We start from the raw sequence: 25215 nt of genomic DNA on the forward strand, positions 1-25215 counted from the left end.
GGTCATCCGGTCATCCATCCAGCCGCGAGGCCACCCGAGGGCAGCCCCGCGGCGGCGGATCAGCGGTTGTAGGCGGTTTCGCCGTGGGAAGAAATGTCGAGGCCTTCGCGCTCTTCTTCTTCCGACACACGCAGGCCGATGGTGAGGTCGGCGATCTTGTAGGCAATGAAGGCCACCACGCCGGACCACACGATCGTGAGCGCCACGCTCTTGATCTGGATCCAGACCTGTGCACCCATCGCGAAGGTGTCGGGCGTTGCGCCGCCGGTGCCGCCGAGGCCCTTGGCCGCGAACACGCCGGTCAGGATGGCACCCAGGATGCCGCCCACGCCGTGCACGCCGAACACGTCGAACGCGTCGTCGGCGCCGAGCATGCGCTTCAAGCCACCGACACCCCACAGGCAGACCAGGCCAGCCAGCAGGCCGAGCACGATCGAACCCATCGGGCCGACGAAGCCGGCGGCGGGCGTGACAGCCACGAGGCCGGCAACGGCACCGGACGCAGCGCCCAGCATCGAGGCCTTGCCCTTGTGCAGGCTCTCACCCAGGATCCACGACAGCGCGGCGGCGGCGGTGGCAAGCACTGTGTTGATGAAGGCCAGGCCGGCAACGGCGTTGGCAGCACCGGCCGAGCCGGCGTTGAAGCCGAACCAGCCGACCCACAGCAGCGAGGCGCCGACCATGGTGAGCGTGAGCGAGTGCGGCGTGAAGGCTTCCTTGCCGTAGCCGACGCGCTTGCCGACCATGTAGGCACCGACCAGGCCGGCCACACCGGCGTTGATGTGCACCACGGTGCCGCCCGCGAAGTCGAGTGCGCCGTCCTTGCCGAGCAGGCCGCCGCCCCACACGATGTGGGCGATCGGCACGTAGCTGAAGGTGAACCACAGCACCGAGAACAGCAGCACGGCCGAGAACTTGGCGCGCTCTGCGAAGGCGCCGACGATCAGCGCCACGGTGATGGCCGCGAAGGTGCCCTGGAAGGCGACGAACACGTATTCAGGAATGGTGGTCAGCGCACCGAAGGTTTCCTGCGTGATGCCCTTCATGAAGATCTTGTCGAAGGTGCCGAAGAAGTTTCCGTCACCCGAGAAGGCCAGGCTGTAGCCGTAGACGGCCCACAGGATGCTGATGAGCGAGAAGATCACGAAGACCTGCATCAGCACCGACAGCATGTTCTTCGAGCGGCCCAGGCCGCCGTAGAACAGCGCCAGGCCGGGGATGGTCATCAGGATCACGAGCAGGGTCGAGGTCAGCATCCAGGCGGTGTCGCCGGAGTCGATCTTCGGTGCCGGTGCGGCGGCGGGCGCCGCGGCTGCCGCAGCGGCAGGTGCCGCGTCGGCTGCTGCTGCTGGCGCGGCCGGCGCTGCAGGTGCGGCGGCAGCCGGCGCCGAAGCGGCCGGCGCTTCGGCCGTGGCCGCTGCGGGCGTCTGTGCGAAGCCGGTGGTGCCGGCGGCCAATACGCTCAAGCCGAGCGCAAGAGAGACAAGCAGTTTTTTCATAGTCGTTGTTCTTTCGGGCCTGGACGGGATCAGAGAGCTTCGCGGCCTGTTTCGCCGGTGCGGATGCGAACGACCTGCTCGAGGTTGTAGACAAAGATCTTGCCGTCGCCGATCTTGCCGGTGCGGGCTGCGCCCTCGACGGCTTCGATCACGCGATCGACGAGGTCATCGGAGACAGCCGCCTCGATCTTGACCTTGGGCAGGAAGTCGACCACGTACTCCGCGCCGCGGTACAGCTCGGTGTGGCCCTTCTGGCGACCGAAGCCCTTGACCTCGGTGACGGTGATCCCCTGCACGCCGATGGCCGACAGTGCTTCGCGCACCTCGTCGAGCTTGAACGGTTTGATGATGGCTGTGACCAGCTTCATGATGAGTTGCTCCTTTGGATGGAAATGAAATGGCGCAGCAGCTTGGGCCGCGCCTCGTTGTGGTTGTTTACAGCGTCTTCGTCAAGGTGAGGATGAAGCGCGCCTTGTTCGGCGAATAGACCTGCTGCACGGTGTAGAAGCCGAAGTCGTACACCGGGCCGGCCGCGGTGTTGTAGGCCGTCTTCTTGTTGGCGCCCTGCACGGAGCCGGTCAGCGACAGGCCATTGCCGAAGTCGTAGGCGGCGCCGATGTTGTAGTCGACGTAGCTCTTGTACGGCGTGTTCCTGCGGATGTCGCTCGAAAGGGCCGTGTAGCCCACCGCCGCCTTGAGCGTGACCTTGGGGAAGATCTCCTTGCTGTAGGCCAGGTTCAGGTAGCCGGTGTTGGTGCCCTTCAGGCCCGAGCCGCCCTTGTTGCCTGCGAAGTTGAAGTAGTCCTTCGACACCGTGTGCGAGTACTTGGCGGTGAACGAACCGATGGCGTCGTTGGTGTAGGTGGCGCCGACATACAGCTCGGTGGTGTTGCCTGCCGAGTTGCCCGGGTAGATGTAGGTGAGCGCGCCCACGTCCATGTCCATCGGGCCGGCCTTGAACTTGTAGCCGCCGTACACGTCCATCTCGATGCTGTTGCCCTTCTGCCAGTTGACGCTGGAGTTCCAGTTGCCCACGTAGAAGCCGCTGTCGCCGAAGGCGTAGTCCAGGCCGCCCTGGATGGCGGGCTTGAAGCCCTTGGTCTTGGCGTAGTCGTTGCGGCCGATCATGTCCTGGTCCTGGCCACGGAACTTGTAGTTCGTGGTCAGCGACACGTTGCCCGTGAGATTCGGGGCGGGAGCTGCCGCCGGCGCCGCGGCGTCCGTCGTTGCTGCTGTCTGCGCCAGGGCAACGCCCGACGTGGTCAATGCAGTGGCCAGAACGATCAGCGCCGGAACGGCGGAACGGTGCGTCATCGGGAAACTCCTCGCAAGTTATGTTGTGGAACCTGATGACCCCCAAAGCAGGGAGCGTGCCAAAGTGCACGAATGCGGCCGTTCAAGGCGGTGAATGCGGCGCGGGTTGAGAGCCAATTCGTTACAACGGATGTTTCGAGTGGTTGCAGATGCGGGTACACCGCACCCCACCGGACGCGAGAAAGATGGGCGCACCATCTTGGGGAGAGGGAAAAGAATGAGTCTGTCTTTGGTGCAGAGCCGCGCTTTGCTTGGGCTTGAAGCGGCCAGCGTCACTGTCGAGGTGCATCTGGCGAACGGCCTGCCCAGCTTCACGCTGGTGGGCCTGGCAGAGACCGAGGTGAAAGAGGCGCGCGAACGCGTGCGCTCGGCCATCCAGAACGCGGGGCTGGAGTTTCCGAACAACAAGAAGATCGTGGTTAACCTCGCGCCCGCCGACCTGCCCAAGGACTCGGGCCGCTTCGACCTGCCGATTGCCCTGGGCATCCTGGCCGCCAGCGGGCAGATCGACAACGCCCGCCTTGCCGGCCACGAGTTCGCCGGGGAACTGTCTCTCTCGGGCGATTTGCGGCCCGTGCGCGGCACGCTGGCGATGGCACTGGCCCTGCATGTGCGCGGCGTGGCCACGCGGCTCGTGCTGCCCATGGACAGCGCGCAAGAGGCCGCGCTCGTGCCTAGCGGCGAGGTCTACGGCGCACGGCATCTGCTGGACGTGGTGCGGCAGTTCATCGCAGACGCCGATGCGGCCGCGCAGTTGCCCGATGCGCCAGGCGACGGCTGGGCACGGGTGCAGGCCGCATCCGGTGTGGCCGCACCCGCGTATGCCGACCTTGCCGACGTCAAGGGCCACACGGGTGCCAAGCGCGCACTTGAGATCGCGGCGGCGGGTGGCCACAGCCTGTTGATGGTGGGCGAGCCGGGCTCGGGCAAGTCGATGCTTGCGCAGCGCTTTGCCGGCCTGCTACCGCCGATGAGCATCGACGAGGCGCTGGAGAGCGCCGCAGTGGCGAGCCTTGGCGGGCGCTTTGCCACCGAGAAGTGGATGTGCCGGCCAACGGCGGCACCCCATCACACAGCCAGTGCGGTGGCGCTGGTGGGCGGAGGTGTTGATTCCACCTATAAATGCGACTCACCATCAATGAATGCGACTCGACGTCGCTCTGTGAACGCGGTCGAAAAATGCGAAAAAAAGAGGAAGGTCCTGTTCGTCCATGTGGAACAGGACCTGCTCATGACTCCAGCATGCCTGGCCCCTTCTCCGCCACAAAGTGGCTCGTGCGCGATATCCGCGCCCTTTGGCGACGAGCGGCGTCGGCGACAGCCCAGGTCACTCTGGCAACGATTGCGGCGGAAGGGTCCCCGCAACGTCATAGTAGGCACGGCAGCGGACCGCCGCACATTGCTTGCCATCCCGGCTGCCGTTGCGCCCTCTATTGTGGATAACTTGGTGGAAAATCGGTGCATAAACTGGCGAACACGTATTCCCAAGGCCAATTTCCTGAGGCAACATAGGCGTACTGACGAGGACAAAACCGGTTGATGCCCACCCGAGACGTCGCCGCAATCAGATTGGCCCACTACAACCGAGCACCCATCGCAGAAGCTGTTATCGACCTGCAACTCGGTTTCGAGGAGCAGCCGACGGTGACGCATCTTGCAAAATATGCGGCGTCACTGCGCGATTCCTTTCCCCAATCGCAACGCATCAATACCTTTGCATTGGCGTTTGCGGCGTCGAATGCGGGCGAGATTTCAAGTAACACGGCAAGCGAGACGCTCGGTGTGCGCCTGACAAGCTCCAAGGGCGATCGAATATTGCAGCTACGTCGCCAAGGCTTGTCCTACAGCCATATGCAGCCGTACTCGGAGTGGGAAAGTTTCGCCGAGGAGATGCGTCCAATCTTGGAGAACTTCGTTCTCGAGTTCAAGGCCACCTCAGTTAATCGCCTTGCCGTTCGATATATCAATCGAATCGTCGTACCACAGGGTGTCGAGCTAGACACCTATCTGAACTTGTCACCTCGATTGATTGGTGACGTTTCTGCCGACCTGCAGGGCTACTTCATGCAGCTGGTGCTTCCGCAGAAAGATCTGGGCGTCGAATACACAGCCATCGTCAATTCTGGCCTCGAAGCGGCGCCAGACCCGAAGGCGATGGCAGTACTTTTAGATATAGACGTCTTCTGCACCAAACAGCTTGCCATGGACTCTGCCGCAGTTTGGGACGTGTTATACCAACTGCGCGAGCGAAAGAACAAGATATTTGAAGCAGCTATTACTGATGAGGTCCGGAGGATGATCGAATGAACTTGCATCCCACTAGGCACGGCAGTCTGTTGTCGAGCAGCATGACGAACACCGCAGACACATATGGTCTGGGGCGATACAGCTCAATACCCGAAGAGATCGGGGAACCACCTCAACACCAGGTTGCCAGATTGCTGACATCGAAATCCCAACAGAAGCTGGCACTCATTCGAAATTTCGACGAAAACTGGGACGGCAATGGTAGTGCTAGACCAATGGCCGAAGCGATAGCAAACGCTGAAGCACGCTTGCCTGAGCTTTATCGCTTGAGCACGCGTGTTGGAATCTGGCGCGAGCCTCAAATCAGCGCGAGCGAAGACGGGGAGGTGCTTTTCGAATGGTGGAGCGGCGAGCGAAAGGTCACGCTCTACTTTGCACCTGAGTCCATGGAAGTCATCCGTAGTTGGGGAACAAACATAGACACGGAAATGGACCAACGCCCTATGCCATCGCTTGATGCTTTCGCGGCTGTTTGGGGTTGGCTGCAATATGCCTGAGCCTGTCACCGAGGTAGCAGCAGACGAACTTTTGTTGCGATCCGTTCGAGACAGTGAGGACTGCTTCATGTGCGATGGCTCAGGGGAGCTTCTACAAGTTAGAACCTCAGCCTTCAATGATCGGGAGCGCAAGCCTTCGGTAGATAGACAAGGTCTGCGTCAAGGCGCCCCTCAAGCTTCCAAAAAGTCGCCCTCCGATGGAGTGATCGCTCTTGGTGCAAGCGAGGTTCGCGGCATATCGGTCGCGACCATGAACAAGAACGATGAGGTTGAGGTGAAGCACGCTGTGGACGTACTGCATCGCCCCTTGGACGAAAACTATGCTCACGCTCAGATCGAGTGCGCTCCCCACGTAGTCGGCGATGGGGCATGGAAGCGCCTAAAGGAATCCCTCTGCCGGATCGCTAAACAGCGCGGATGGGCATGCCGGCCAGCTTCGACTTGCAAAGACCTGCATTAAATTCTTGATGCGGAGGCATTGGATGCAGGACCGCCGCGGTCTGGCTCAATCGTCTTGTGATCTTGTTCAGCACACCGCTTGCTTACATCTTCGAGCCGGCAAACAAAGGTGGCATACCGATCAATTGAACTCCCTGGTCCGACTGGCGGCGTTAGGGGCTGCGGTTGCACGAAGCAAGACGGCGAGCATCGTTTCACAGAACTCCTGCACGGACTTCACTTGGGTCACGGACACTGCCGCTCGACAGGGGTTCGGCGCTGGTAGAGGTCAGGGAGAAAAAGCCACTCAGGAACCGCCTCGATGCCGACCGCTGTTGCTCTTCAATTTCAAGCTTGTAGGTCCAGAAGCGGAGCATCAGCGCTGCAATGGAACGGCACAATGCGTCCATGCCAAATATCGCCTCGATCCTCAAAGCCGAAATCTCCCGCGTTGCTCGCAAAGAAGTGCGTGCGGAGATCGAAACTCTTAAGAAAGCATCGGTCGCGCATCGCGCATCGATTGCTGAGCTACGTCGCCAAATGAATGCGCTCGAGAAGGAACTGCGTCGAGTTGCGAGGGGAATGACAGGCCCCGCCACAGCGCCTGATTCAGACGATGAGACGGCGGCAGGCACGAAGCGCCGATTCAGCGCAACCAGGTTGGCGGCACATCGCGCAAAGCTCGAACTGTCTGCGGCGAGCTATGGGCAGTTGGTCGGCGTGTCCGGGCAGACGATCTACCACTGGGAACAAGGCAAGGCACGCCCGCGGGCAGCGCAACTCGAAAATCTTGCGACAGTGCGAACCCTCGGTGCACGCGAAATTGCGGAGCGCCTAACCACGCGATAGTGCAACACCGCAGCAAGAGTACTACGGCAGGATTCGAACCCGCGCGCCCCAGCAGCTCCTCGGAGCATTCGCATTGAATGACAGCAGACCTGGGTCCACTCGCATTTGTCGAAGTTGCTTACGCTGATCGCCGTACACCGGTTCTTGGTCAGCCGCCCCATCGGGGTTCATACGGCCATACGAATCGACTCTCCTGACGCCAGCGCAGTCGATGAAGCCGAGAGAAAGATTTGGGCCTTGTGCAGAGCAACACCGGAGCACTCCTCCTCTTGAGAGGGCCGCATGGTAGTCCTGGCGAACGCGGCAGTCGCAGTGATGCGCCTCGGCAATCGCTAGCCGCTGAGATACTTTGGAGGTACTCTCAAATGCCAACTTGCACCAGGGAGGTCGCGTGGCCCGTATCCGAAGAATCGAGATCTGGAACTTTCGCTCCATCCAGGCACTGGACTGGTCACCCTCGGCGGGCATCAATTGCCTCATCGGTCCAGGGGATAGCGGGAAATCCAGCGTTCTGGACGCCATTGATCTCTGTCTCGGAGCGCGTCGAAGCGCGCCCTTTGGAGACACCGACTTCTTTCGGCTGAATGTCGAGCAGCCCATCGTCATCGCATTGACTCTGGGCGCGTTGGCCGACGAGCTTAAAAATCTCGATGCGTACGGAGAGTTTCTGCGCGGGTATGACCCGGCGACAAAGCTTGTTGAAGACGAGCCACGCGTCGGCATCGAGACGGTAATCACGCTGCGTTTGAGGGTTACAGGGGACCTCGAGCCTTCTTGGACATTGTTCTCGGAACGAGCAGAACAGCAGGGCTTGGAAAGAGGTTTGACCTGGAAGGATAGAAATTCGCTCGCGCCAGCTCGCATCGGCAGCTACGCGAACACGAACCTCTCCTGGACCCGAGGCTCGGTTCTGAACAGACTCACCGAAGAACGCGCGAACCTTGGAGCTGAGCTTGCGCGCGCGGCACGCGAAGCCCGCGCGAGCTTCGGAAACCAGGCGGGCGTTCAGTTGGCCCGAACCATTGGTGTTGTCAACGCCACTGCAGGCTCACTCGGGGTCCCCGTCGGGGCATCTGCCCAAGCTCTCCTGGACGCCCACTCTGTCTCGATAGGAGATGGTGCCATCGCTCTACACAACGAGGTCGGCGTACCACTTCGATCTCTAGGTACCGGCTCGGCTCGCCTCCTCATCGCAGGCCTTCAACGCGCCGCGGCAGAAGCGGCCACCATCGCATTGGTGGACGAAGTGGAATATGGACTTGAGCCGCATCGCCTGGTTCGTCTTCTGGATTCCCTCGGAGCCAAGGCCCCCACGTTGCCGCTGCAGGTCTTCATGACCACGCATTCTCCCGTTGCGATTCGGGAGCTGTCAGGCGACCAAGTCTTCGTTGTCAGAGCGCGGGGAAACCAGCACCACGTGCGCGCGATAGGCGTTGCCGACGACGTTCAAAGCACCATTCGCGCGGATCCTGAAGCCTTTCTCGCGAAATCGGTCATCGTCTGCGAAGGTGCCAGTGAGGTGGGTTTTGCGCGTGGGCTGGACCAATACTGGGTCAGCCAGGGCGCTCCCTCGTTCTTCGCCACGGGCGGGGCCCATGTCAACGTTGGCGGCGGCGACCCCGACAAGTGCTACTCCAGGGGCACCGCTCTGCTCAGTCTTGGCTATAGGGTGCTTGTGCTCGTGGATGCCGACAAGACCCCGAGACAACAGTCCGTTGAAACTTTTTTTGCCGCAGGCGGGGCAACCATCACATGGAGGCCAGGTCGCGCCCTTGAAGATGAATTGTTCTTGTCATTGCACAATGACGCGGTCAGCGGACTGGTGCAAAGAGCGGTAGAGCTCGTCGAAGCCGACCTCGTCAACGCGCACATTCAGTCCGAATCTCAAGGGCGAGTGACACTGAACACTGCTTGGGCCGAGGGAACTACCGGCGGTGGCTATACCACGGCGACTCGAACCTTGCTGAGCCTCGCCTCACGCAAGGGAAAGAACAGTTGGTTCAAGTCTGTGACCAAATTTGAAGGCGTCGCGAGGGATATCGTGGGCCCAAACCTAGCGACCAGCGAGCTTGGTTTCCAAACACTTGTCGGACAGCTTCGCGGATGGATTCATGCCGCCTGAGCTGGACCTATCTGGAGTCATTCGAGGCTCGATAACTGCCCCAGCAGGCTGCGGGAAAACCCAGCTCATCGCGGACACGGTGAGCCAACACAGCGGCACCAGGCCCGTCCTCGTCCTTACGCATACTAATGCCGGGGTGAGCGCATTGCGCACACGCCTCCAGCGAGCAGGAGTGCCGAACACAGCCTACCGGCTCTCGACCATCGATGGATTCGCTATTCGCCTCATCAGCAAGTTTCCGCACAGAAGCGGGCACAACCCCCGCATCTTGAATCTGGATAACGCCGCCCAAGACTACCCGGCAATTCGAAGCGCTGCTTGGCAGTTGCTCCAGGCTGGTCATGTGAGTGACGCGCTCCGCTCGACATATTCCCGTCTGCTCGTTGACGAATACCAAGATTGCAGTTTGACCCAACACGCCATCGTGGATTGGGCCGCCGTCGTCTTGCCAACGTGCGTGTTCGGAGATCCGCTACAGGGCATCTTCGGGTTCGCGGGAAATCAACTTGTGAACTGGCAAGCCAACGTGCAACCGCAGTTTCCTGCCGCTGGCGAATTGCAGACCCCGTGGCGCTGGCGCAAAGCCGGAACTGAGAACCTCGGCAACTGGCTACTAGCCACAAGAGTGCAGCTTCTGGCAGGACAGCCGATCGATCTGCGTGGCGCTCCAGGCGAAGTCCAGTGGGTCCAACTCCATCCTTCCACGGCCGTTCAGCAACGACTGGCCGCCGTTCGCGTGCATGCGCCCAACCGCCACGGCGATGTTCTCATCATTGGCGATGCTCGAAATCCTCAAGGCCGCTATCAACTGGCCAGCCAGACGCCTGGAGCCACCGCGGTGGAAAGTGTCGACCTCGCAGATCTCGCTCGATTTGGGCGTCGATTTGACCCAGCAGCATCGGATGGGCTGGAGCAAATGATCAACTTTTACTCCAGCCTCATGATAGGTGTAGGAGCGACAGAGCTGATGAAAAGGGTGCAAATACTGCGGCAAGGACGTCCGCGCAATCCTCCGACACCAGTGGAGGCAGCTGCAGTGGATTTCGCCAACGCGCCGAGCATTCCAGCAGCGCTACGAGTCTTGAGCACTTTGACCGAACAGGACGGCGTGCGCGTCTACCGGCCCGAAATTCTCAGATGCTGCATATCCGCAATGCAGGCGGCCGCGGGAGGGGCATGCACCTTGCATGCCGCGGTGCTTCAGGCTCGGGAACGAAATCGCCACCTTGGCCGTTCATTGTCACGTCGCGCTGTCGGAAGCACTCTTTTGCTCAAAGGCTTGGAGGCCGACGTGGCCGTCATTTTGCAACCTGAATTGATGACAGCCTCGAACCTCTATGTCGCGCTGACTCGCGGAGCACAGCGAGTCATTGTGTGCTCGGAGAGTCCTGTCCTTATACCCATCGCCCAAACGTGAGTTGGACGATTCGCCGCGATAGGGCTTTTTGTCCTGTGCGGCCATCGCAGCGGCGCGTCTGTGACGGTCACAGAAGATCAACGATCGCAGCAGGAGGATAGCCGGCCTCGGCCTCCTTCAGATCAGCAATCACCTCTGCAAGGCGCGTGCGCTTGCCCGCATCCATCAGTTCTTGCAGATGCTGGGCAAGCCGGCTGGAGCGTTCAATCAGCACACGATACCTTCCGAGGAAAAGGTAGGGCGTGGCATCGGGTGTGTTGAAAGCCCGCAAATAAATGGCACCCGACCACCTACCCTGAACTTGCGCAAGGATGTTCTCAGGCGGAGTGTTGAAGCGAGCCCGCTCGAGCTTCATCACTTGAATGCATAGTGAGTCAAACGAGGGAATGTTGATAAATCTGACCGAGCTTTCGGGATCCGCGTCAAAGAGCATTGATCCGCGTCTGTCGACCTCCATAACGTATGCAGGCTGAGTAGATGGATCAGCCGCCGCGATTGCCCGGACATTGTTATAGGTAAAAGCCAAAATCCGTGGATCTTCGACATTGAGACCGATATACCTCCCGCCTTGGATTGGCCTGTCAACGCCTTTCTGCAGTGTGTAGACCGTTCCACGGAGCTTCCGAAGTTCATCGAGATTGACATGGACCGGTATCACCGGGCTCCCGCTATCTGCAAGCTGCACAGGAAGGAGCCGAAAGCAGAGCAAATCGGGAAAGCGCTCCGCAGCACTAGAAAGCTCCAGTCCGGTGAACGCGTCGTAGACGTTCCCGCCATTCATCTGCGCTTGATCGCGCAGGGCTGAGATGGTCGCAGCATCTTGTGAGTTTGTCGCTGTCAGGAACGCACGGTATCCAGCATGAAACAGGTCCGTGATTTCTCGCGAGAAGCGCTGTGACGCGGCGTTCACCAGCAACTGCTGCCGATCAAGAGAAAACTCAAACCCATCGGGGCTGCGGTGGTTTGCGAAGAAAACGCCAATTCGCATGAGATCGATACACAACGGATCGGGGTGTACCGGAACCGAGAAGCCACAAACACTCGTTTTAGGATGGTGAAGTCCTCCAATAGCAGTCATGAGTGAAGACGATGAATCCGCAAGGAAGCTTGCCTTGCCATCGACGACCCGATATGCAAGAGCCAAAGCGAGCTCTGTCGCATTTACAGTGCCGCGCCACCGGAAGATCTGCACTCCCAGTTCGCCCATCACTCGATTTCGACTACCCAAGATGTCGTGGTCTGAGACATCGGGCACCGACTGCGAAACTTCAATTTCTTCACCATCAAGAGACAGGCTTACCGGGATTTCCGAGCAAAGAAGCATTCCACGGCCCTGTGCAACGACGTCATCGAACACGGCGTCGTTACGAAGAGTCAGAACTACTTGAGTACCGCAATGGCGCGTGACAGGTCGAAAAACGGTGTATTCCTTGAGCTCATCGAGTGAGACCTCAAACGAAATGCCGCTTGCTTGCATGGCTGATGCTGGAGAACCTCTGCACGGCTCAAAAGCAGCGGTCTCGATTCGTGCGGTGCGCGCAATCGTAAAGACAGACCAGAAGCCGATGCCGAAGCGGGCGATCGGCGCATAGTCCGTCTCCATGTATCCGGCGGTCTTGGATCGACTGCTTCCTACCGTGAGGAAGTGATTGAGGACCGTCCGTTCGGACATGCCGCACCCATTGTCGGAAACCGAGATGGTGTGATTGCCGCGATCAAACTCCACCCTCACTGCAGGAACGTATCGATCTGCAGGCCCGGAATGATGAACCCGGTAGCGACAGGCTTCCACAGCGTTCTGGATGAGCTCTCGAACCGCAATGCCCGCGCTCGTTCGCCATACAGCGTTTGAAGCGATCAGATCTATGACGCTCTTCTTGTTCAGGCGAACTCCCAATCGCTCGAACTGACCACCAGTGAACACCAGGTTGCGCGAGAAGACCTCAGGTCGAATCCTGAATCGTGGCTGCTTCATTCGCCTGTCAATGTCGCAGTAGCCTTGAACCCAGTCCTCCATTTGATCCAGCGTGAAGTGCGCAAGGCCCAGTACTTCTTCTTCCTGGAACGTTCCAGAGACAATGACACGCCCTTCGTTGTCCACAGCCAAGCTATCGCCGACGCACACATGCTTCATGTTCTCCCTGTAGGAGACGCGTGCGCTGTCGCTGGGATCGATCTGAATGCGATCAAGAACTCCCTCCATCACACGGGTGTCACTGAACTCCAGCGCATCGCCGACACAAATGATTGCAGCGAGTTGGCGTATTTCGAACTCACGTTCCTGAGCGGCATAGACGACATTGAGTGCCTCTAAATCGGAGACAGCCAAGTTGTGCGCCTTCATCATCGTGTCCAACGCATTGACCAGGTTCAGCGGAACTCCGAGCATCGCAGAATTTTTGAGAATGAAGTCGCCTCCGCGTCGAGAGTGCTCGCGGCGCAGGTGCCGCTGCAGGTCGGGATGCGTTTCCCATCCCGGCGTCTGCTCCAGCTTCAGCATGCCCAGCAACTCGTCCGCTTCGCCGGGAAAAACCGTCATGCCGAGGTCATGGGCATAGGCTGCTGCAATCAGAAGGAAAATTTCTACGGCCGAGAACGCATTTTCCGCGCCGGCCTCCAGACAAGATTTCTTGACCACTTGCTCCATGCGACGCACAACGCGAAATCCGTGGTGAGCGTCGTGCCGAGTGAAGTAAGGGAAATGCCGCTCGGTGGTAGCCATGATCGGCGCCACCGCGCTGACGAATTGCGTGATGCGCTGCGCGTATTCCGGATCACACTCGGTGAGCGCGCGGTACAGCTGCGTTTCGTGCAGCTCGACTATTGGATCTCGAATTTGCATACATCTATTTCACGTTGGAGAATCCGATGGAGGTTACACGCCTGCTCGCTCAGATCGGGGTCCCCAAGAGGTCAACGCCTTTGGCTCACCAGCTTCAAAAAGGACTACGGTCCAGCGAGCACGAGTCTGATCGGCGCGGGGTGATCTGCCCTGAGCAAATGGCTCATGTCCACGACGATGATGCCCTCCTAAAACTCGCGTAGACACCATGGAAAACACCATGCATGCCGGCCAATCTGCGAAGCCTGAAATCCCGCTCCGCTGATCGGCAGCATTCTTTAACCATGACAGAGAAGCTATGCTGAAGCTCAATGTCGGGGCTCTGCCGGATTGGGCACATGCAAACAATGACCACAGTTTTCCCTCCGCCTGAAGAAGTGATGCGCCGGAGTCGGCTCGACTGCGAGACGCGCCAGTCGACTGAAGCGTCGCTGCTTGAGATATTTGGCTGTTCCTCCCCGGACCTGAATCACTTTCTGGGGGATTCAAGTCACCTACGGTTTTTTGAGGAGCACTGGCAATCATTGCCCGAGTACGACCAATTTCTGTACGCACGTGCCTGCGAAGCGCTCGGCCATCCGCATCTTCCGCACGAGCTTTGCTGGTTTCATTGCACCAGAGTGCCTGCCTCCACCGCATTTGGCGAAGGAATCCTTCCACTGGGACGGGTACTCCCTCAGCTCAAAGAAGCGCTGCTTGCCACCCTTGACGATCCCGGCGCCAAACGCGAAGTCGACCAAGCCTTCGCTCGTCAAGGAGGCTTCGGCTTCCACTTCGGAAATAAGCTCAAGAACTCGCTGCACTGGGGGCCTTACGCCATCTTTGTGCGTGAGGTTGCGTCATATGCAAACGCCCTCGGTCAACACGACTATCTCGGAATGCCTGAGATCATCGAGGATTTGTGCGAGGACGTGCAATTCGCCAGTGGACTTGATTTGCTCACGATTTTTCAAGAGCGCTGGACACCTGCCGTAGTGAAGTTCGTTGCGCCAGCGGGTGCCTCTGCGGAGTGTGCCGTACGTGTGTCTCTGCGCTACCTGCAATCCTGCGCTTTGGAGGGCCGTCCCGGTCCCGGCGCCGTCTGGTGCTTCGATGGGAAAAACACGGCCGTTTCGCCCGAACAGGTGCTCAACGTCGAGTTCCCCTAAATAATCCACCGCGTTGCGTCTACATGTCCCTCTTGCAATGAGCGCAGAAATCAAAACTTCGGCCATCCCCGCTTCGGGATACGTTTACCAGACCATGCAGGGCGTGAATTTGCTTTGTGATTGGCTGGACTCCCCTACGCGCTACACGCGCGTCCGCTTCGAATGCGATGAGGAGGAGGTGGCACCTCAGGGTCTCGACGACCTGGTTGCGCTTCGCGCTGATGGACGCCGCGATCTGTGGCAAGTGAAGTTCACGCCTTCCTCGGAAAAGCACCCACTCAACTGGGACTGGCTGCTGGATAAACCGGGCAAGGCAGGCGGGAAATCTCGATCTAATCTGCGCAAATGGTTTGATGCATTTGAGTCCATTGATCAATCGGAGATCGGTGATATCCGCCTGTTGACCAATCGCGTGCCGGACCTCGTGATGGAGACCTGCCTTACAGACGACAACCTCATCAACTACACCCGCGCCCCGGAAGATGTTCGATTGAAGATCGAGGAAACACTCGATGGGGCCGCGAACGCCAAGCGACTCTTCAAGGCACTGGTGATTCGGCATAGTGACAAAGGCTTTTCCAGCATTGAAGCTCACGTCACTCAGAGGCTTCGACGCCACGCGACTGCGGAGGGCATAGAAGCACTAAAGTACCGTGCAGTCCATTGGGCGATCGAGAAAAACCAGCCGGCGCCTGAGGGGTGGATCACCCTCGAGATCCTGAAGACGACGCTTCGCGCGGTGGCGCCCGAGCCCTTGCCGGAGAATTTCTTCATCCCGCCAGGGTATCGAGTTCCCGATACCGCATTTCATCTCGGCTTCGTCACGGCCATCGAAGCAAGGCCTAAACAGCCGATCGTCCTGACGGGGCCACCAGGCCGCGGAAAAAGCACCTACCTGAGCAGAGTGTGTGAACTGCTGCAGAAAAAGGGAATCCCCTTCGTTCGCCATCACTACTACCTGTCGGCCACCGATCGGACGTTTGATCGTCACACCAGCTTTGTTGTCGAAGAATCGCTACAGTCTCAGGTCAAGACCTTTCACAGCGACGTGGTGACTGGGGATCAATCACTGCGATCAGTCTTGGCCAGCTGCGCCAGTCACTACAAGTCGAAGGGAAAGCCCTTTGTGGTCATCCTGGACGGTCTTGATCATGTCTGGCGCAACCAAGGCCAAGACAAGCGCCCCCTGGAGGAGATATTCGACCAGATCCTGCCGGCTGAGGACAATCTGGTGGTAGTGGTCGGAACCCAGCCCGTCGACGACCAGCAATTGCCGAACCGGCTGCTGACCGAGGCCCCGCGCAGCACATGGCGGGAACTTCCGTCGATGTCTGACGAGGCTGTCTTCCAGTACCTGCGAAAAGAGCTTTCGCAGGGGCGTCTACAGATGACCATCGACGAAGCGCGCGCAGGAGAGGAACTTCAATCTGCAGCGGCCGAGTTGCGAGCGCGGACAAACGGCCATCCTCTGCACGTGATCTATGCGACAGAGGAGCTTGTTCACTCGGGCCGTGCGCTTTCGAAGTGGAGCATCGAACAGCTTGCTGGCGACCTGAGTCACGACGCCAAGAGCTACTACGGCTCGCTCTGGCAATTACTCACTGCAAGTCAGAAGGACGTCTTACGACTGGTTTGCGAGTTCCCATTCTTTTGGCCCAAGTCGGCGTTTGCAGAGATTGCAGTACTCGCCGGACTGCCCGTTCCTGCAGTCACGGCAGTCGAACACCTGCTACACAACTCTGCGGCAGGACTCAAGCCGTTTCACGAAAGCCTTGTTGTATTCATCAAGCAGACCGATGAATACGGAAGACGTATTGCAGAGCTGACACCGCACGTCGAGGCTTGGTTAAGCCAATCCGCTCCCAATGCTTTACGCGTCAATTGGCTTTGGGCTGTGAAAGCTAGGCAAGGTCGTCCAGATGAACTCATTGAGGGATTGCGGCGTGATTGGGTCATGGAACGCCTACAAGAGGGCTACTCTATCGAGCTTTTTGAAGGCCTTCTCGGCGAAGCCGAGGAGCACGCGATCCAGCGTGCACAGTATGCCGACGCGTATCGGCTTCGCCACCTCAAAACCCGACTGCTGAACGCCCTCTCGTACCAGCTCCACGGCGTAGACGCGACTCGTCTCAAGGCATGCACTTGGATGCTCGCTCAAGACGACAGCGTCATTGACGAGGCCGTCGCATCGCGGCACGAGTTACCGACTACAGACATGGCAGCCCTTGGGCTGTCACTCGATGCCCGAGGCAACAGAGCGACTGCAGTCAAGTGCGCCGAAGAAGCCTATCGGCGGTACCGCGGCGAAAGCCGCTTCATCAACCTGAATAGAAGGAATGAAGCGCGCATTGGGCACCTTTATTTGGCGCGGGCATTTGGATCACTTGGTGTACTGGGTACAACTACGGCACAGGCAGCTAAGATTGTTCGCGAGAACTCACTTTCTATCGTGCGCAAGTTCATGGAGGTGTACATCGACAGGCAGGATCTGCGGGCTCTGGTTGGTATCGCTATCGAACTTCCCGAAGACAGCGCCAAGCAGATGGTGTGTGATGCTGCAGTTCGAGCAGCCGCCATAGCCGGCGCGGATCTTCCGTCATGGACTGAGTTTCCCCGGCTTACTTGTGGTGTTCTCGTCGGCTGCCTGACGGCGATGGTTGGAGGAAAAGCGGATGTGTGGAAACGACCGCTCGAAGTGGACTGGTTGAATGGCGGATACGAGCAGCGCCAGGAATCCCTTGCCAATCTTGTCCATGACTGGTTTTTTGGTTCGGCGCACCTCGCGCTGACCACGAAGACGGATGACATCCCTCTATCCAAGGCCCCAAGATTCGGAGATCGGGACAATGTCTCGGACTATCTGGACCACATCAGTGAACTTGGCAAAGATGCGGCAGGCCGATGGCGTTCGGGAGTACCCACCTCCTTTTCGTATGTCTATGAAGCATTTGAGAGCATCACCCTTCCGGGATATTCGTCGAACTACGATCTCGCCCAAGGCGCGTCCGACTTTCGGCGCTCTTTGCACGCTATTGCAATCGATCTGCACCTTCTGAGCTCAAGATTTGGTCAAAGCCCATTGGTCGAAATTGATGAGATGCAGCGTGCCATGCCACTGCAGTGGTTCGACGTAAACCAGTTCAGGGTGCAATACGTGTCTGGCGGCGTGAAGGCTCTGTCTGACGAAGCAGCCGATTTTTTCATTCGAAAACAACTGGAAGCGTTGGACGCGAGCGTCGACGAGGAAACCGGTACCCGCATGACGATGTGCCTCGAGCTTTGCGAGATGGCTTTGCGGCACAACCTCCGCACGCTAGCTACGGATGCGTGCCGTAGAACATGGGAGTTGGCGATCGGCTATGGCCAGCGCAAGGATCCGGCTCTCGCCGAAGTCATGGATGCGTTGGACTATCTGGAGCCCATCGCTCCAGATGAGACGCGCAGGCTGCTGGCCGAAATTTCTCCTCAGGTACACAACGTGTTGTCGTACACGGACGGCAAGGGCACTCGGCACATCTTGGGCCAAGCAGATGAGTTGTTGGCGAGGTTGCACCGAGGCGCGCTCGTAGAGAAGCACAGGGAGCACACGGAGGCTGGCAAATGGAGTCATGCCGAAAGCAGCTTCAACACATTCGTGGCAACCAGCGCCTCTAGCTCCCCCATGCTGAATGCATTGATGCGGACAGGGCTCCATGGAGAAGCCGTCGACCGGATGGAAGAAGCAGCCACTGGCGGAAATGCGACCGCAGCGGACCTGCTTGCTCAAGGTGAAGAACACATCGGAGTCGACGTAGGCAGGATCCGTTCACCAAAGTCAGGAAACTCGACGACCAACTGGAAACCTTTCCCTGGAGACGTCAAGACTTACAAGGTGCCCGACCTGCCTCGACTGCTGTCTGATCTGGCCGAGCACTACGGCATTCGCAGGGACGTTCTGTGTGAGTGGTACAGCTACTGGGAAGGACAGCAGCAAGGTTCGGAGCTGATCGCGACGCTTGAGCCCAGACTTCTTTCACTCGATTGCCGTGACGATGACCTGCACGCGCTACTTGACTTGGCTTTCGCGACGAAAGTGAGGCTGGAAGGTCCGGCCGCGGCCTTTCCGTATGTGGTGCAGGCACAGCGGTTCAATGGTGGATGGCTTGGGCCGATGCATTGGGAGCCCCGAGAGGTCACCGAAGCTCGGTTGAGAACCGTCGTCAAAAAGTACCCCCGTCGATGCGACGAGTTCTTCTTGAAATCATCGTTCAGTTGGTACGAGAAGCCATTCGCAGGCCGCGTCATTCCGAGCGACATCATGGTTTACTTTCTTGGTCTTCAGGGGAAAAAGACTGAAGCAGTTCAGTTTACCGAGGCGATGGTTCGATCCGTTCAAGAGGACACTAGGACCCTGCGACTCGAGCGCCCTGAATGGGCAGATGCTCTCGTTGAAGCCAAACGGGACACAGCTTGAGCGAGGACCTCGAGATTCTCATTGCTCGCCTGCGCTGGCCTGTATCAGCAACGCGATGGTGGGTGATTCAAGAGCTCGCAGCTTTTTTGCTTCTGCCGGCGACCTGCGAGGAAGTGTCGAGGCGGCTTTTGAAGGAGCTAACACGCTGCCGCCTGGAAGGCGAAGCTGTCGAAATCCTGTTCATCTTTTGGATGGCCGCCAAGCGAGGAGGAAGGCCAAACGCCGGGCTGATACCCGCGTTGACACGCCCTTCATTACTGGCAGAGGTATTGCTGCGCGATATGGGACTCACGTTGCACGAGCAACCAAATCCCTCGCTACAACAGTCCCCCGACGACTTCGACGCTCCGGCACAATTTGTAGACATCCAAGGCGTCAACGTACCGCGGGTTTATCGCACACGTCTGCTGCAGTTAGAGCGCGACACCGGTCTTCCATTTATCCGACAGTGCGCCTTCGAGTGGTTCAAGACCGAGCAAACTTATCCAGGGGCGCCACTCCAAGGCGATTTGGGCCATTTTGTACGACCACTTGGCGGCAATGCCACAGGCGGCTTGACGTCCAGGGCAACTCATCGAATGACGACGGCGTATCAGCGCACGCTCGCCGTGGCAAGGGCCTTCTGGGGTGCACCCGAGAAGTGGACGATGATACTGGCCCTCGCGGCTTTACCTATAGACCCCACGCTGGCATTTCTGCGTTCCACGCGCCCTCGGTGGCTGCCTCCGCTTGGTCAAGGGGTCGGCACTAGAAATCGTGCTGTTAAAGCCTTCATTCGCGATGCGATCGCCGGTCTATCTGCAACCCACCCTGGTTCCGTGCTGCTCGCCTTGGTGACGCCGACGTATGTGAGCGACAACGAGATCGTGGAGGTCTCCGTCGTCAGGTGGCGCCAGTGGGGATCAACTACCGTTGATGCACAAGACTTGGCAAAGCGTTTTCATGCTCAGCAGATCCGGGGTTACTACGGTGCTTGCCAAGCTTCCGGGTGCGCGCAGACGACTTCCGTACCGAAGGTCGAACTTGAGCGTGTGCTTGATCCCGAAACAAACGCTGCTCCAATGGCTACCGTCTATGGGTTTGGTCGAATCGGATATCTCCAGACAGATCTGTACCCCAACCGCCTTTACTACCCGATCATGACCGGAATCGACGGAGGCCTCACTGTCGAACCAATGGAAGGCAATTTGAAGATCTCATCGGGACACAGGCAAGTGGCAACCCTCAACTACTGGAACGCTGGCTGGTCGCCAGCCCATCCCACAGCGATGAGCGGGCTCTGCGGTACGGCGCTGATTGGAGAGGCAGCCCCCCCGCAGGCCAATGGAGAGCAGACCCCAGATCGACACTTCTATCTTTGGAGAGTAATGCGCTTGAGGCGCACCGCCAGCTACGAGTCCTTTGTGGCCGAAGAGCCAGTATGTGGCGCTATTTTTTCCGGATCTCCTACGCAATGTGAGCGGTCATAGAGAGTATGCGCCGAGCGATAGGCAGGCAGATTCTCAAGCAGCGCTGGAAAATACACCGATGGAGATCCTTCAAATAATCCCACAGCATCCACAACCAAGTAGCTCAGGAGAAGACCACTCGATGCGCCGATGAGGCCGCCGAGAATGAATTCTCCTCCTCTCCCGATCATGAAAGGCTAGCCGTCTGAGTTCGTCAAAGGAAACCTGCCTTCGTAGCCGGGCCGCTCTACTACAAACGCCGCGTACCTGCGCTAGCGCGTAGTCAGCACTGTGAAGTGATAACTCACCCAGCAGATTTTGTGGATCTAGTTGACGCAGTTCATCTACAACTATTGACGCGACTGCGTTAAATTAGTGAAGGGAGCCCTATAAGCAGATGCAACTTTTCGCAGACGATCCTCTTCCACCCGGCCTGTGGCTTGTTAAGTGGATAGACCGCTTTCAACTCGGTCATGATTCCGAATCACCACTCGCCCTGCTGAACGACGACAACGTCAAAGAGCTACTCGGCACGAGGCCGCGCTCACCATACGCTTCCGATCCCGCGCCGGCGCAGGAACCACCGATGTTTGTTGGTCGTGTGATCCAGGCTGCTTACCTTCCCTTGCTGTACGTAGGTGACGTCATCGAGGGAGCGGGGCGAGTTAGCCGGCTACCGAGAAAATCCCGCACAGTTACGCTCACCGGCAGCACGACGATTGCTGACCAGAGGATTGGTGCCGAGATTGATGCTCCGCCCGATTGGACGGTTCCTACACCCTTTCGCGTGCTGAATCGCTTCGAGTATCAGCTTATCGGAGGCATCGCTGGCGTTCAGGAATCGCGCTGTCTCGTGTTTCGGCACAAGAAAACCGAATACATCCTGCCAAAGATAGTCATCTTCCGAGCTTTTTATGGCTTGAGTTCAAAGATGATCAATGCCCTCTGCAGCGATGCTTGGATTCGGTCTGCCAAGGAGCTCATCTCGTTCAACAACTACGAGTCGGGAATATTTACGGGGGTCGATGCCGCGACTGGGACTTGGAACATCGTGCTGCAACCAGGAGTCCCTCTTCATTTGGCTGCACCGTTGGCTTTGCTATGGTTCGACCCGCATGGGCGAATGCAGGCCGATTCACTGTATACCGACTCGCTCATTCAAAACAACGGCAAGAGAGGCTCAGAGGGCCGAAGTTGGTTCGCAAGCGCGAACATTCCACATCGCTCGGAGCCAAATCCGTTCAAGATGATTTTTCAGGGGTTTGAGCTACGCGCGCGTAAACCATCGCAGCCACAGGAATTCGAGCGCTTCCTGGTCACGGCGATTACAGGCTCCTCTTGGTCCCTCCCGGACCAAGTCATCATGCGCGAAAGCCACACCAGCAACGCGATAGGGGAAGTGCAGCATCCCGCCGAAGGCAATCGCCCCTATCGGCCTGGAAAACCTCCCGTAGAAGGCGATCCCGAAGCATTGGCTACGTCTACATCAGATCCAGATGCCGACGAATCGATCAATGTCTTCTCCTTGGATTCGTTCGCTTTTCTTAACGAGCCGAAGATCGATAAGCAGAAGAAGGAGAGCAGCCAAAAGTTTGGGAAGCCCGCACCTCAAACACCGAGTGGTGCCGCATCGCTGGTCTCGGCGGGAAGTCCGACGTACGCCGGTGTCGCACCAGCGCCCGCTGATGCTCTTGAGCGCATGCGCGCCAGGTCGCAGCAGTTCGAATATTTGGTCCACGCACTTGAAAAACTTCAGGGACAAGGAGCAATACAAGGGTTCCCTCATGTAAGTAGCCCAGCGTGTAGGGCTGCTCCTGGATGCGCTTCACTCGCCAATCGAAATCAAGGGCTATGAGCCAATCTCGTTCAAGCGAAGACTCATAGCCAGCCGTCCCCCCAGCGCCGAGGGCAACACGCCCGCTAAGACTTCTGCGGGCCAATTTAAGCGGCCTGACTGGCCCATCCAAAACGAGTCGCGTCATTAAGCTGAAATCTCCATTCAGTCGCACTTATTAGTGGTTTTCAGTCACGATATTTGATGTGAAGCATGCGACATGCCTCATTGGAAGTCAATTTTTCTCAGTCGCATATTTAGCAGTAATTCACAGGAGGGTCGCCACCACGCCCCGGTGAAATCTCGCGGGCCCACCACGGCGTGCTGTTCCTCGACGAATTTCCCGAGTTCGCGCGCGCCGCGCTGGAAGCCCTGCGCGAGCCACTAGAGACCGGCACGATCACGATCGCGCGGGCTGCGCGGCATGCGGAATTTCCGGCACGGTTCCAGTTGATCGCCGCGATGAACCCCTGCCCTTGCGGTTATCTCGGCGCGGCCTCGAAGGCCTGCCGCTGCACGCCCGACCAGATATCACGCTATCAGGGCAAGCTCAGCGGCCCGCTGCTGGACCGCATCGACCTGCACATCGAGGTGCCAGCGGTGTCACCGCAGTTGCTGCTCGATGCGCCGCCTGGCGAATCGACCGACAGCATCCGCACCCGCGTGGTCGCTGCGCGCGAACGCGCGATGCGGCGCCAGGGCACGCCCAATCAATCGCTGCAAGGCAGTGCCATCGACGTGCACGCAGGGCTGGAGGCCTCGGCGCGCCAGTTCATGTTCAACGCCGCGAACAAGCTCGGATGGTCGGCACGCGGCACGCACCGCGCGCTGAAGGTGGCGCGGACCATCGCCGACCTGGCCGCGTCCGATGCGGTGCAGATCGTGCACGTGGCGGAAGCGGTGCAGTACCGGCGGGCACTGCGCAGCGCCGCCTGACGCGTCTGAGGCGCTTGGCCGTTACTTGAACTCGTGGCTCACCACGGGTGCCGACTTGCTGTCCTGCACCGTCACGCGCTGCCGGTACACCTCGAGGTCGCCGTTGCGCACTTCGATGTTGTAGATGCCGGGGCGCAGCGACAGCGACTTGAGCGGCGGGCTCACGCCACGGTCCGCGCCATCGACGAACACCTGGCCCCACGGGCGGATGTTGAGCACCACGCGCCCCGTACCCGGCGGGCCTGCGGGTGCGGCGGTGCCGCCTGCCGTGCCCGTGGTCACGCCCGCCACCGTCGTGGTGGCGGCACCGGGTGGCAGCGCGCCGGGCGCGACCGGAACGGTCTGTGGCGAGAGCCGGTTCAGCTCGGCGATCGCGTTGCGTGCATCGCGCGCGTGCAGGCCGCGGCGATAGCGGCGCAGGTAGGCCTCGTAGCCTTCGCGCGTGTTCTCGGCCTGCGCCAGGTTCCAGTCTTCGACTTCGGCCGTCACAGCCGGGGTCTCGGGCGGCACGACGGTGGTCGGCGGCTGGTTGACGGGCACGCTCGCCAACGGGGTCAGCGAACCGCCGGCAGCGGGTGCGCTTGCCGCTGCCGCGGGCGGAGATGCGGCGGCGACCACGGTGCTGCCACCGGCAACGGCCGGCGGCACCACGCCATCGGGTGCGCCCGGTGCACCCGATCCGGCGACCGGGGTCGAGGCTGGCGCACCCGTGTCCGGCGGCATCACCGCCGGCGGCGATGCGGTGTTCGACATCGACGATGCAGGCGGCGGCACGGGCACCATCGCGGTCGAGGTCTCCGGCTTGGTCGAGGTCATGCGCAGGCCGATCCAGCTGCCCACGGCGACCAGCGCAACCACCAGCCCACCGACCAGCAGCCACGGCTTTCCCGATGACGCCTTCTTCCGCGCAGCAAGCTGCGGCGCAGCGGCCGGCTTCGGCTTGGCCTTGGCGCTGGTTTTCATGACGGGCTCGGCCGCCGCGACCGGTGGCGTTGCGAAGCCCCGCGTATCGCCGCCCTCCAGCGGCACCGGCGCCGACGCGGGTGGAAACTGCTGCGGCACGCGTTGCGGCGGCGGCGGTGTCGCCGGCACGGGCGCGGCGGGAATGATCACCGTCGGCGCGGCCATGCCGCTCACGTAGATCTCGCCGAGCTTCACGAGCCCCAGCTCGGCCGCGAAGGCCGCGACGGTCTGCGTGCGGTCCTTGCTGTGCACGGCCAGCGTGTGGTCGACGGCGGCGCAGAAGGCCGGGCTCAGGTCGCTGCGCCCCAGCGACGACAGCGGCACGTAGGCGTCCTGCACGCTGCGCACCACGGCCGAGGGCGGCGGGTTCCCGGTGACCGCGCGGTACAGCACGGCGCCCAGCGCATACAGGTCGGTCCATGCGCCCTGCAGCAGCGTGTTGTCGTCGGCGTACTGCTCGATCGGCGAGTAGCCCGACTTCACCATCACCGCCACCTCGTCGACGAGGTCGGCAATCGACTTGCGCGCCGCGCCGAAGTCGAGCAGCACCGGCAGGTCGTCCTGCTGGATGAAGATGTTGTCGGGCGCGATGTCGCGGTGAAAGCACTGGCTGCGGTGCAGCGTCTCGAGCGCGCCAAGCAGCGGGCCGAGCATGCCGACCAGCCAGGTCTCGGTGACCTTGCCCGGCTCTTCCTCGGCCAGCCGCCGCAGCGTGCGCCCCTTGTAGAGCTGGATCGCCATGTAGGCGGTCGAGTTGGCCTCCCAGAAGCGATGCACGCGCACCAGCGCCGGGTGGCTGAACTGCGCGAGCGTGCGCGCCTCGTTGATGAAGCTGCGCAGGCCCGCCTCGAAGGTGGCCGTGAGCCGCTCGGAGCGCACGTGCACGCTGTTGTCGCCCACGCGGCGCGCGAGCATCGAGGGCATGTATTCCTTGATGGCTACCTCGCGCTGCAGCGAGTGGTCGTACGCGCGGTAGACGATGCCGAAGCCGCCTTCGCCGATCACCTCCAGCAGCTCGAATTCGTCCAGCCGATGGCCCACGCCCAGCGGATGAGGCTGCTCTTGCGGATCGGCCGGCAGGCTGCCGATGCCATGCGTCGTCGTTGTCATGCTTCTTCTCCTCCCGCGGCCGGACCGTGGCTCTTGTG

General features: G+C 59.8%; 15 protein-coding genes and 1 pseudogene. 11 read left to right on the plus strand and 5 right to left on the minus strand.

Going from position 1 to position 25215, the window contains the following annotated elements:
• Window positions 1-59: 59 nt before the first annotated feature.
• The 3 genes from ACGLHS_RS27630 to ACGLHS_RS27640 all read right to left on the minus strand — a co-directional run bounded on the left by ACGLHS_RS27630 (window position 60) and on the right by ACGLHS_RS27640 (window position 2813).
• The gene (locus ACGLHS_RS27630) at window positions 60-1499 is read right to left on the minus strand and encodes an ammonium transporter (RefSeq protein ID WP_394485009.1); all 1440 of its coding nucleotides are present in this window, start codon (window positions 1497-1499) and stop codon (window positions 60-62) included.
• Window positions 1500-1528: 29 nt separating this feature from the next.
• Window positions 1529-1867 (minus strand): P-II family nitrogen regulator, encoded by a 339-nt coding sequence (glnK, locus tag ACGLHS_RS27635; RefSeq protein WP_007833403.1) that lies wholly within the window; start codon window positions 1865-1867, stop codon window positions 1529-1531.
• Between the two features lie 67 nt (window positions 1868-1934).
• Window positions 1935-2813, minus strand: a complete 879-nt coding sequence (locus ACGLHS_RS27640; RefSeq protein ID WP_394485012.1) for a TorF family putative porin — start codon at window positions 2811-2813, stop codon at window positions 1935-1937.
• Window positions 2814-3030: 217 nt separating this feature from the next.
• Here ACGLHS_RS27640 and ACGLHS_RS27645 point away from each other — a divergent pair, with 217 nt between their 5' ends.
• The 6 genes from ACGLHS_RS27645 (at window position 3031) to ACGLHS_RS27670 (ending at window position 10443) form a co-directional block, all read left to right on the plus strand.
• A complete protein-coding gene (locus ACGLHS_RS27645; RefSeq protein ID WP_394485014.1) occupies window positions 3031-4353 on the plus strand; it encodes a YifB family Mg chelatase-like AAA ATPase in 1323 nt (440 codons plus the stop codon).
• Between the two features lie 29 nt (window positions 4354-4382).
• Window positions 4383-5120, plus strand: coding sequence for a TIGR04255 family protein (locus ACGLHS_RS27650; protein WP_394485016.1), 738 nt, complete (start codon window positions 4383-4385; stop codon window positions 5118-5120).
• A gap of 41 nt (window positions 5121-5161) precedes the next feature.
• Window positions 5162-5617: a hypothetical protein gene (locus tag ACGLHS_RS27655; protein WP_394485018.1), complete on the plus strand. Its 456-nt coding sequence runs from the start codon at window positions 5162-5164 to the stop codon at window positions 5615-5617.
• An 846-nt stretch (window positions 5618-6463) separates the two neighbouring features.
• Window positions 6464-6904: a helix-turn-helix domain-containing protein gene (locus tag ACGLHS_RS27660; RefSeq protein WP_394485020.1), complete on the plus strand. Its 441-nt coding sequence runs from the start codon at window positions 6464-6466 to the stop codon at window positions 6902-6904.
• Window positions 6905-7295: 391 nt separating this feature from the next.
• On the plus strand, window positions 7296-9026 hold the full coding sequence (locus ACGLHS_RS27665) for an ATP-dependent endonuclease (RefSeq protein WP_394485022.1): 1731 nt from the start codon (window positions 7296-7298) through the stop codon (window positions 9024-9026).
• A complete protein-coding gene (locus tag ACGLHS_RS27670; RefSeq protein WP_394485024.1) occupies window positions 9016-10443 on the plus strand; it encodes a UvrD-helicase domain-containing protein in 1428 nt (475 codons plus the stop codon). Before ACGLHS_RS27665 ends, ACGLHS_RS27670 begins: the two co-directional genes overlap by 11 nt.
• 67 nt (window positions 10444-10510) lie before the next feature.
• Here ACGLHS_RS27670 and ACGLHS_RS27675 read toward each other — a convergent pair whose 3' ends face one another.
• Window positions 10511-13285, minus strand: coding sequence for an ATP-binding protein (locus ACGLHS_RS27675; protein ID WP_394485026.1), 2775 nt, complete (start codon window positions 13283-13285; stop codon window positions 10511-10513).
• A gap of 338 nt (window positions 13286-13623) precedes the next feature.
• Between ACGLHS_RS27675 and ACGLHS_RS27680 the strand changes: the two genes are divergently transcribed.
• The 5 genes and pseudogenes from ACGLHS_RS27680 to ACGLHS_RS27700 form a co-directional block, all read left to right on the plus strand.
• Window positions 13624-14433: a hypothetical protein gene (locus tag ACGLHS_RS27680; RefSeq protein ID WP_394485028.1), complete on the plus strand. Its 810-nt coding sequence runs from the start codon at window positions 13624-13626 to the stop codon at window positions 14431-14433.
• A gap of 37 nt (window positions 14434-14470) precedes the next feature.
• Complete coding sequence (locus ACGLHS_RS27685) at window positions 14471-18886, plus strand: NACHT domain-containing protein (RefSeq protein WP_394485031.1); 4416 nt, start codon at window positions 14471-14473, stop codon at window positions 18884-18886.
• On the plus strand, window positions 18883-20355 hold the full coding sequence (locus ACGLHS_RS27690; RefSeq protein ID WP_394485033.1) for a multidrug DMT transporter permease: 1473 nt from the start codon (window positions 18883-18885) through the stop codon (window positions 20353-20355). The genes ACGLHS_RS27685 and ACGLHS_RS27690 overlap by 4 nt, the downstream gene beginning before the upstream one ends.
• 376 nt (window positions 20356-20731) lie before the next feature.
• Window positions 20732-22189 (plus strand): hypothetical protein, encoded by a 1458-nt coding sequence (locus ACGLHS_RS27695; RefSeq protein WP_394485035.1) that lies wholly within the window; start codon window positions 20732-20734, stop codon window positions 22187-22189.
• A gap of 252 nt (window positions 22190-22441) precedes the next feature.
• Window positions 22442-23104, plus strand: a pseudogene (locus tag ACGLHS_RS27700) (ATP-binding protein); the annotation flags it as partial.
• A gap of 21 nt (window positions 23105-23125) precedes the next feature.
• On the opposite strand, the gene ACGLHS_RS27705 reads toward ACGLHS_RS27700, so the two are convergent.
• Window positions 23126-25177 carry a serine/threonine protein kinase gene (locus ACGLHS_RS27705; RefSeq protein WP_394485036.1) on the minus strand — a complete coding sequence of 684 codons (2052 nt, stop codon included), beginning with the start codon at window positions 25175-25177 and terminating at the stop codon, window positions 23126-23128.
• Window positions 25178-25215 lie beyond the last annotated feature (38 nt).

The organism is Variovorax sp. VaC1 (genome assembly GCF_043658315.1).
GTDB lineage: Bacteria > Pseudomonadota > Gammaproteobacteria > Burkholderiales > Burkholderiaceae_C > Variovorax.

What these genes read in the sequence shown, in the direction of transcription:
- ACGLHS_RS27705 (WP_394485036.1), bottom strand. Translation starts at nt 25,177, where the DNA reads ATGACAACGACGACGCATGGCATCGGCAGCCTGCCGGCCGATCCGCAA.
- ACGLHS_RS27670 (WP_394485024.1), top strand. Translation starts at nt 9,016, where the DNA reads ATGCCGCCTGAGCTGGACCTATCTGGAGTCATTCGAGGCTCGATAACT.
- ACGLHS_RS27685 (WP_394485031.1), top strand. Translation starts at nt 14,471, where the DNA reads ATGAGCGCAGAAATCAAAACTTCGGCCATCCCCGCTTCGGGATACGTT.
- glnK (WP_007833403.1), bottom strand. Translation starts at nt 1,867, where the DNA reads ATGAAGCTGGTCACAGCCATCATCAAACCGTTCAAGCTCGACGAGGTG.
- ACGLHS_RS27640 (WP_394485012.1), bottom strand. Translation starts at nt 2,813, where the DNA reads ATGACGCACCGTTCCGCCGTTCCGGCGCTGATCGTTCTGGCCACTGCA.
- ACGLHS_RS27645 (WP_394485014.1), top strand. Translation starts at nt 3,031, where the DNA reads ATGAGTCTGTCTTTGGTGCAGAGCCGCGCTTTGCTTGGGCTTGAAGCG.
- ACGLHS_RS27630 (WP_394485009.1), bottom strand. Translation starts at nt 1,499, where the DNA reads ATGAAAAAACTGCTTGTCTCTCTTGCGCTCGGCTTGAGCGTATTGGCC.
- ACGLHS_RS27675 (WP_394485026.1), bottom strand. Translation starts at nt 13,285, where the DNA reads ATGCAAATTCGAGATCCAATAGTCGAGCTGCACGAAACGCAGCTGTAC.
- ACGLHS_RS27655 (WP_394485018.1), top strand. Translation starts at nt 5,162, where the DNA reads ATGACGAACACCGCAGACACATATGGTCTGGGGCGATACAGCTCAATA.
- ACGLHS_RS27695 (WP_394485035.1), top strand. Translation starts at nt 20,732, where the DNA reads ATGCAACTTTTCGCAGACGATCCTCTTCCACCCGGCCTGTGGCTTGTT.
- ACGLHS_RS27660 (WP_394485020.1), top strand. Translation starts at nt 6,464, where the DNA reads ATGCCAAATATCGCCTCGATCCTCAAAGCCGAAATCTCCCGCGTTGCT.
- ACGLHS_RS27680 (WP_394485028.1), top strand. Translation starts at nt 13,624, where the DNA reads ATGCAAACAATGACCACAGTTTTCCCTCCGCCTGAAGAAGTGATGCGC.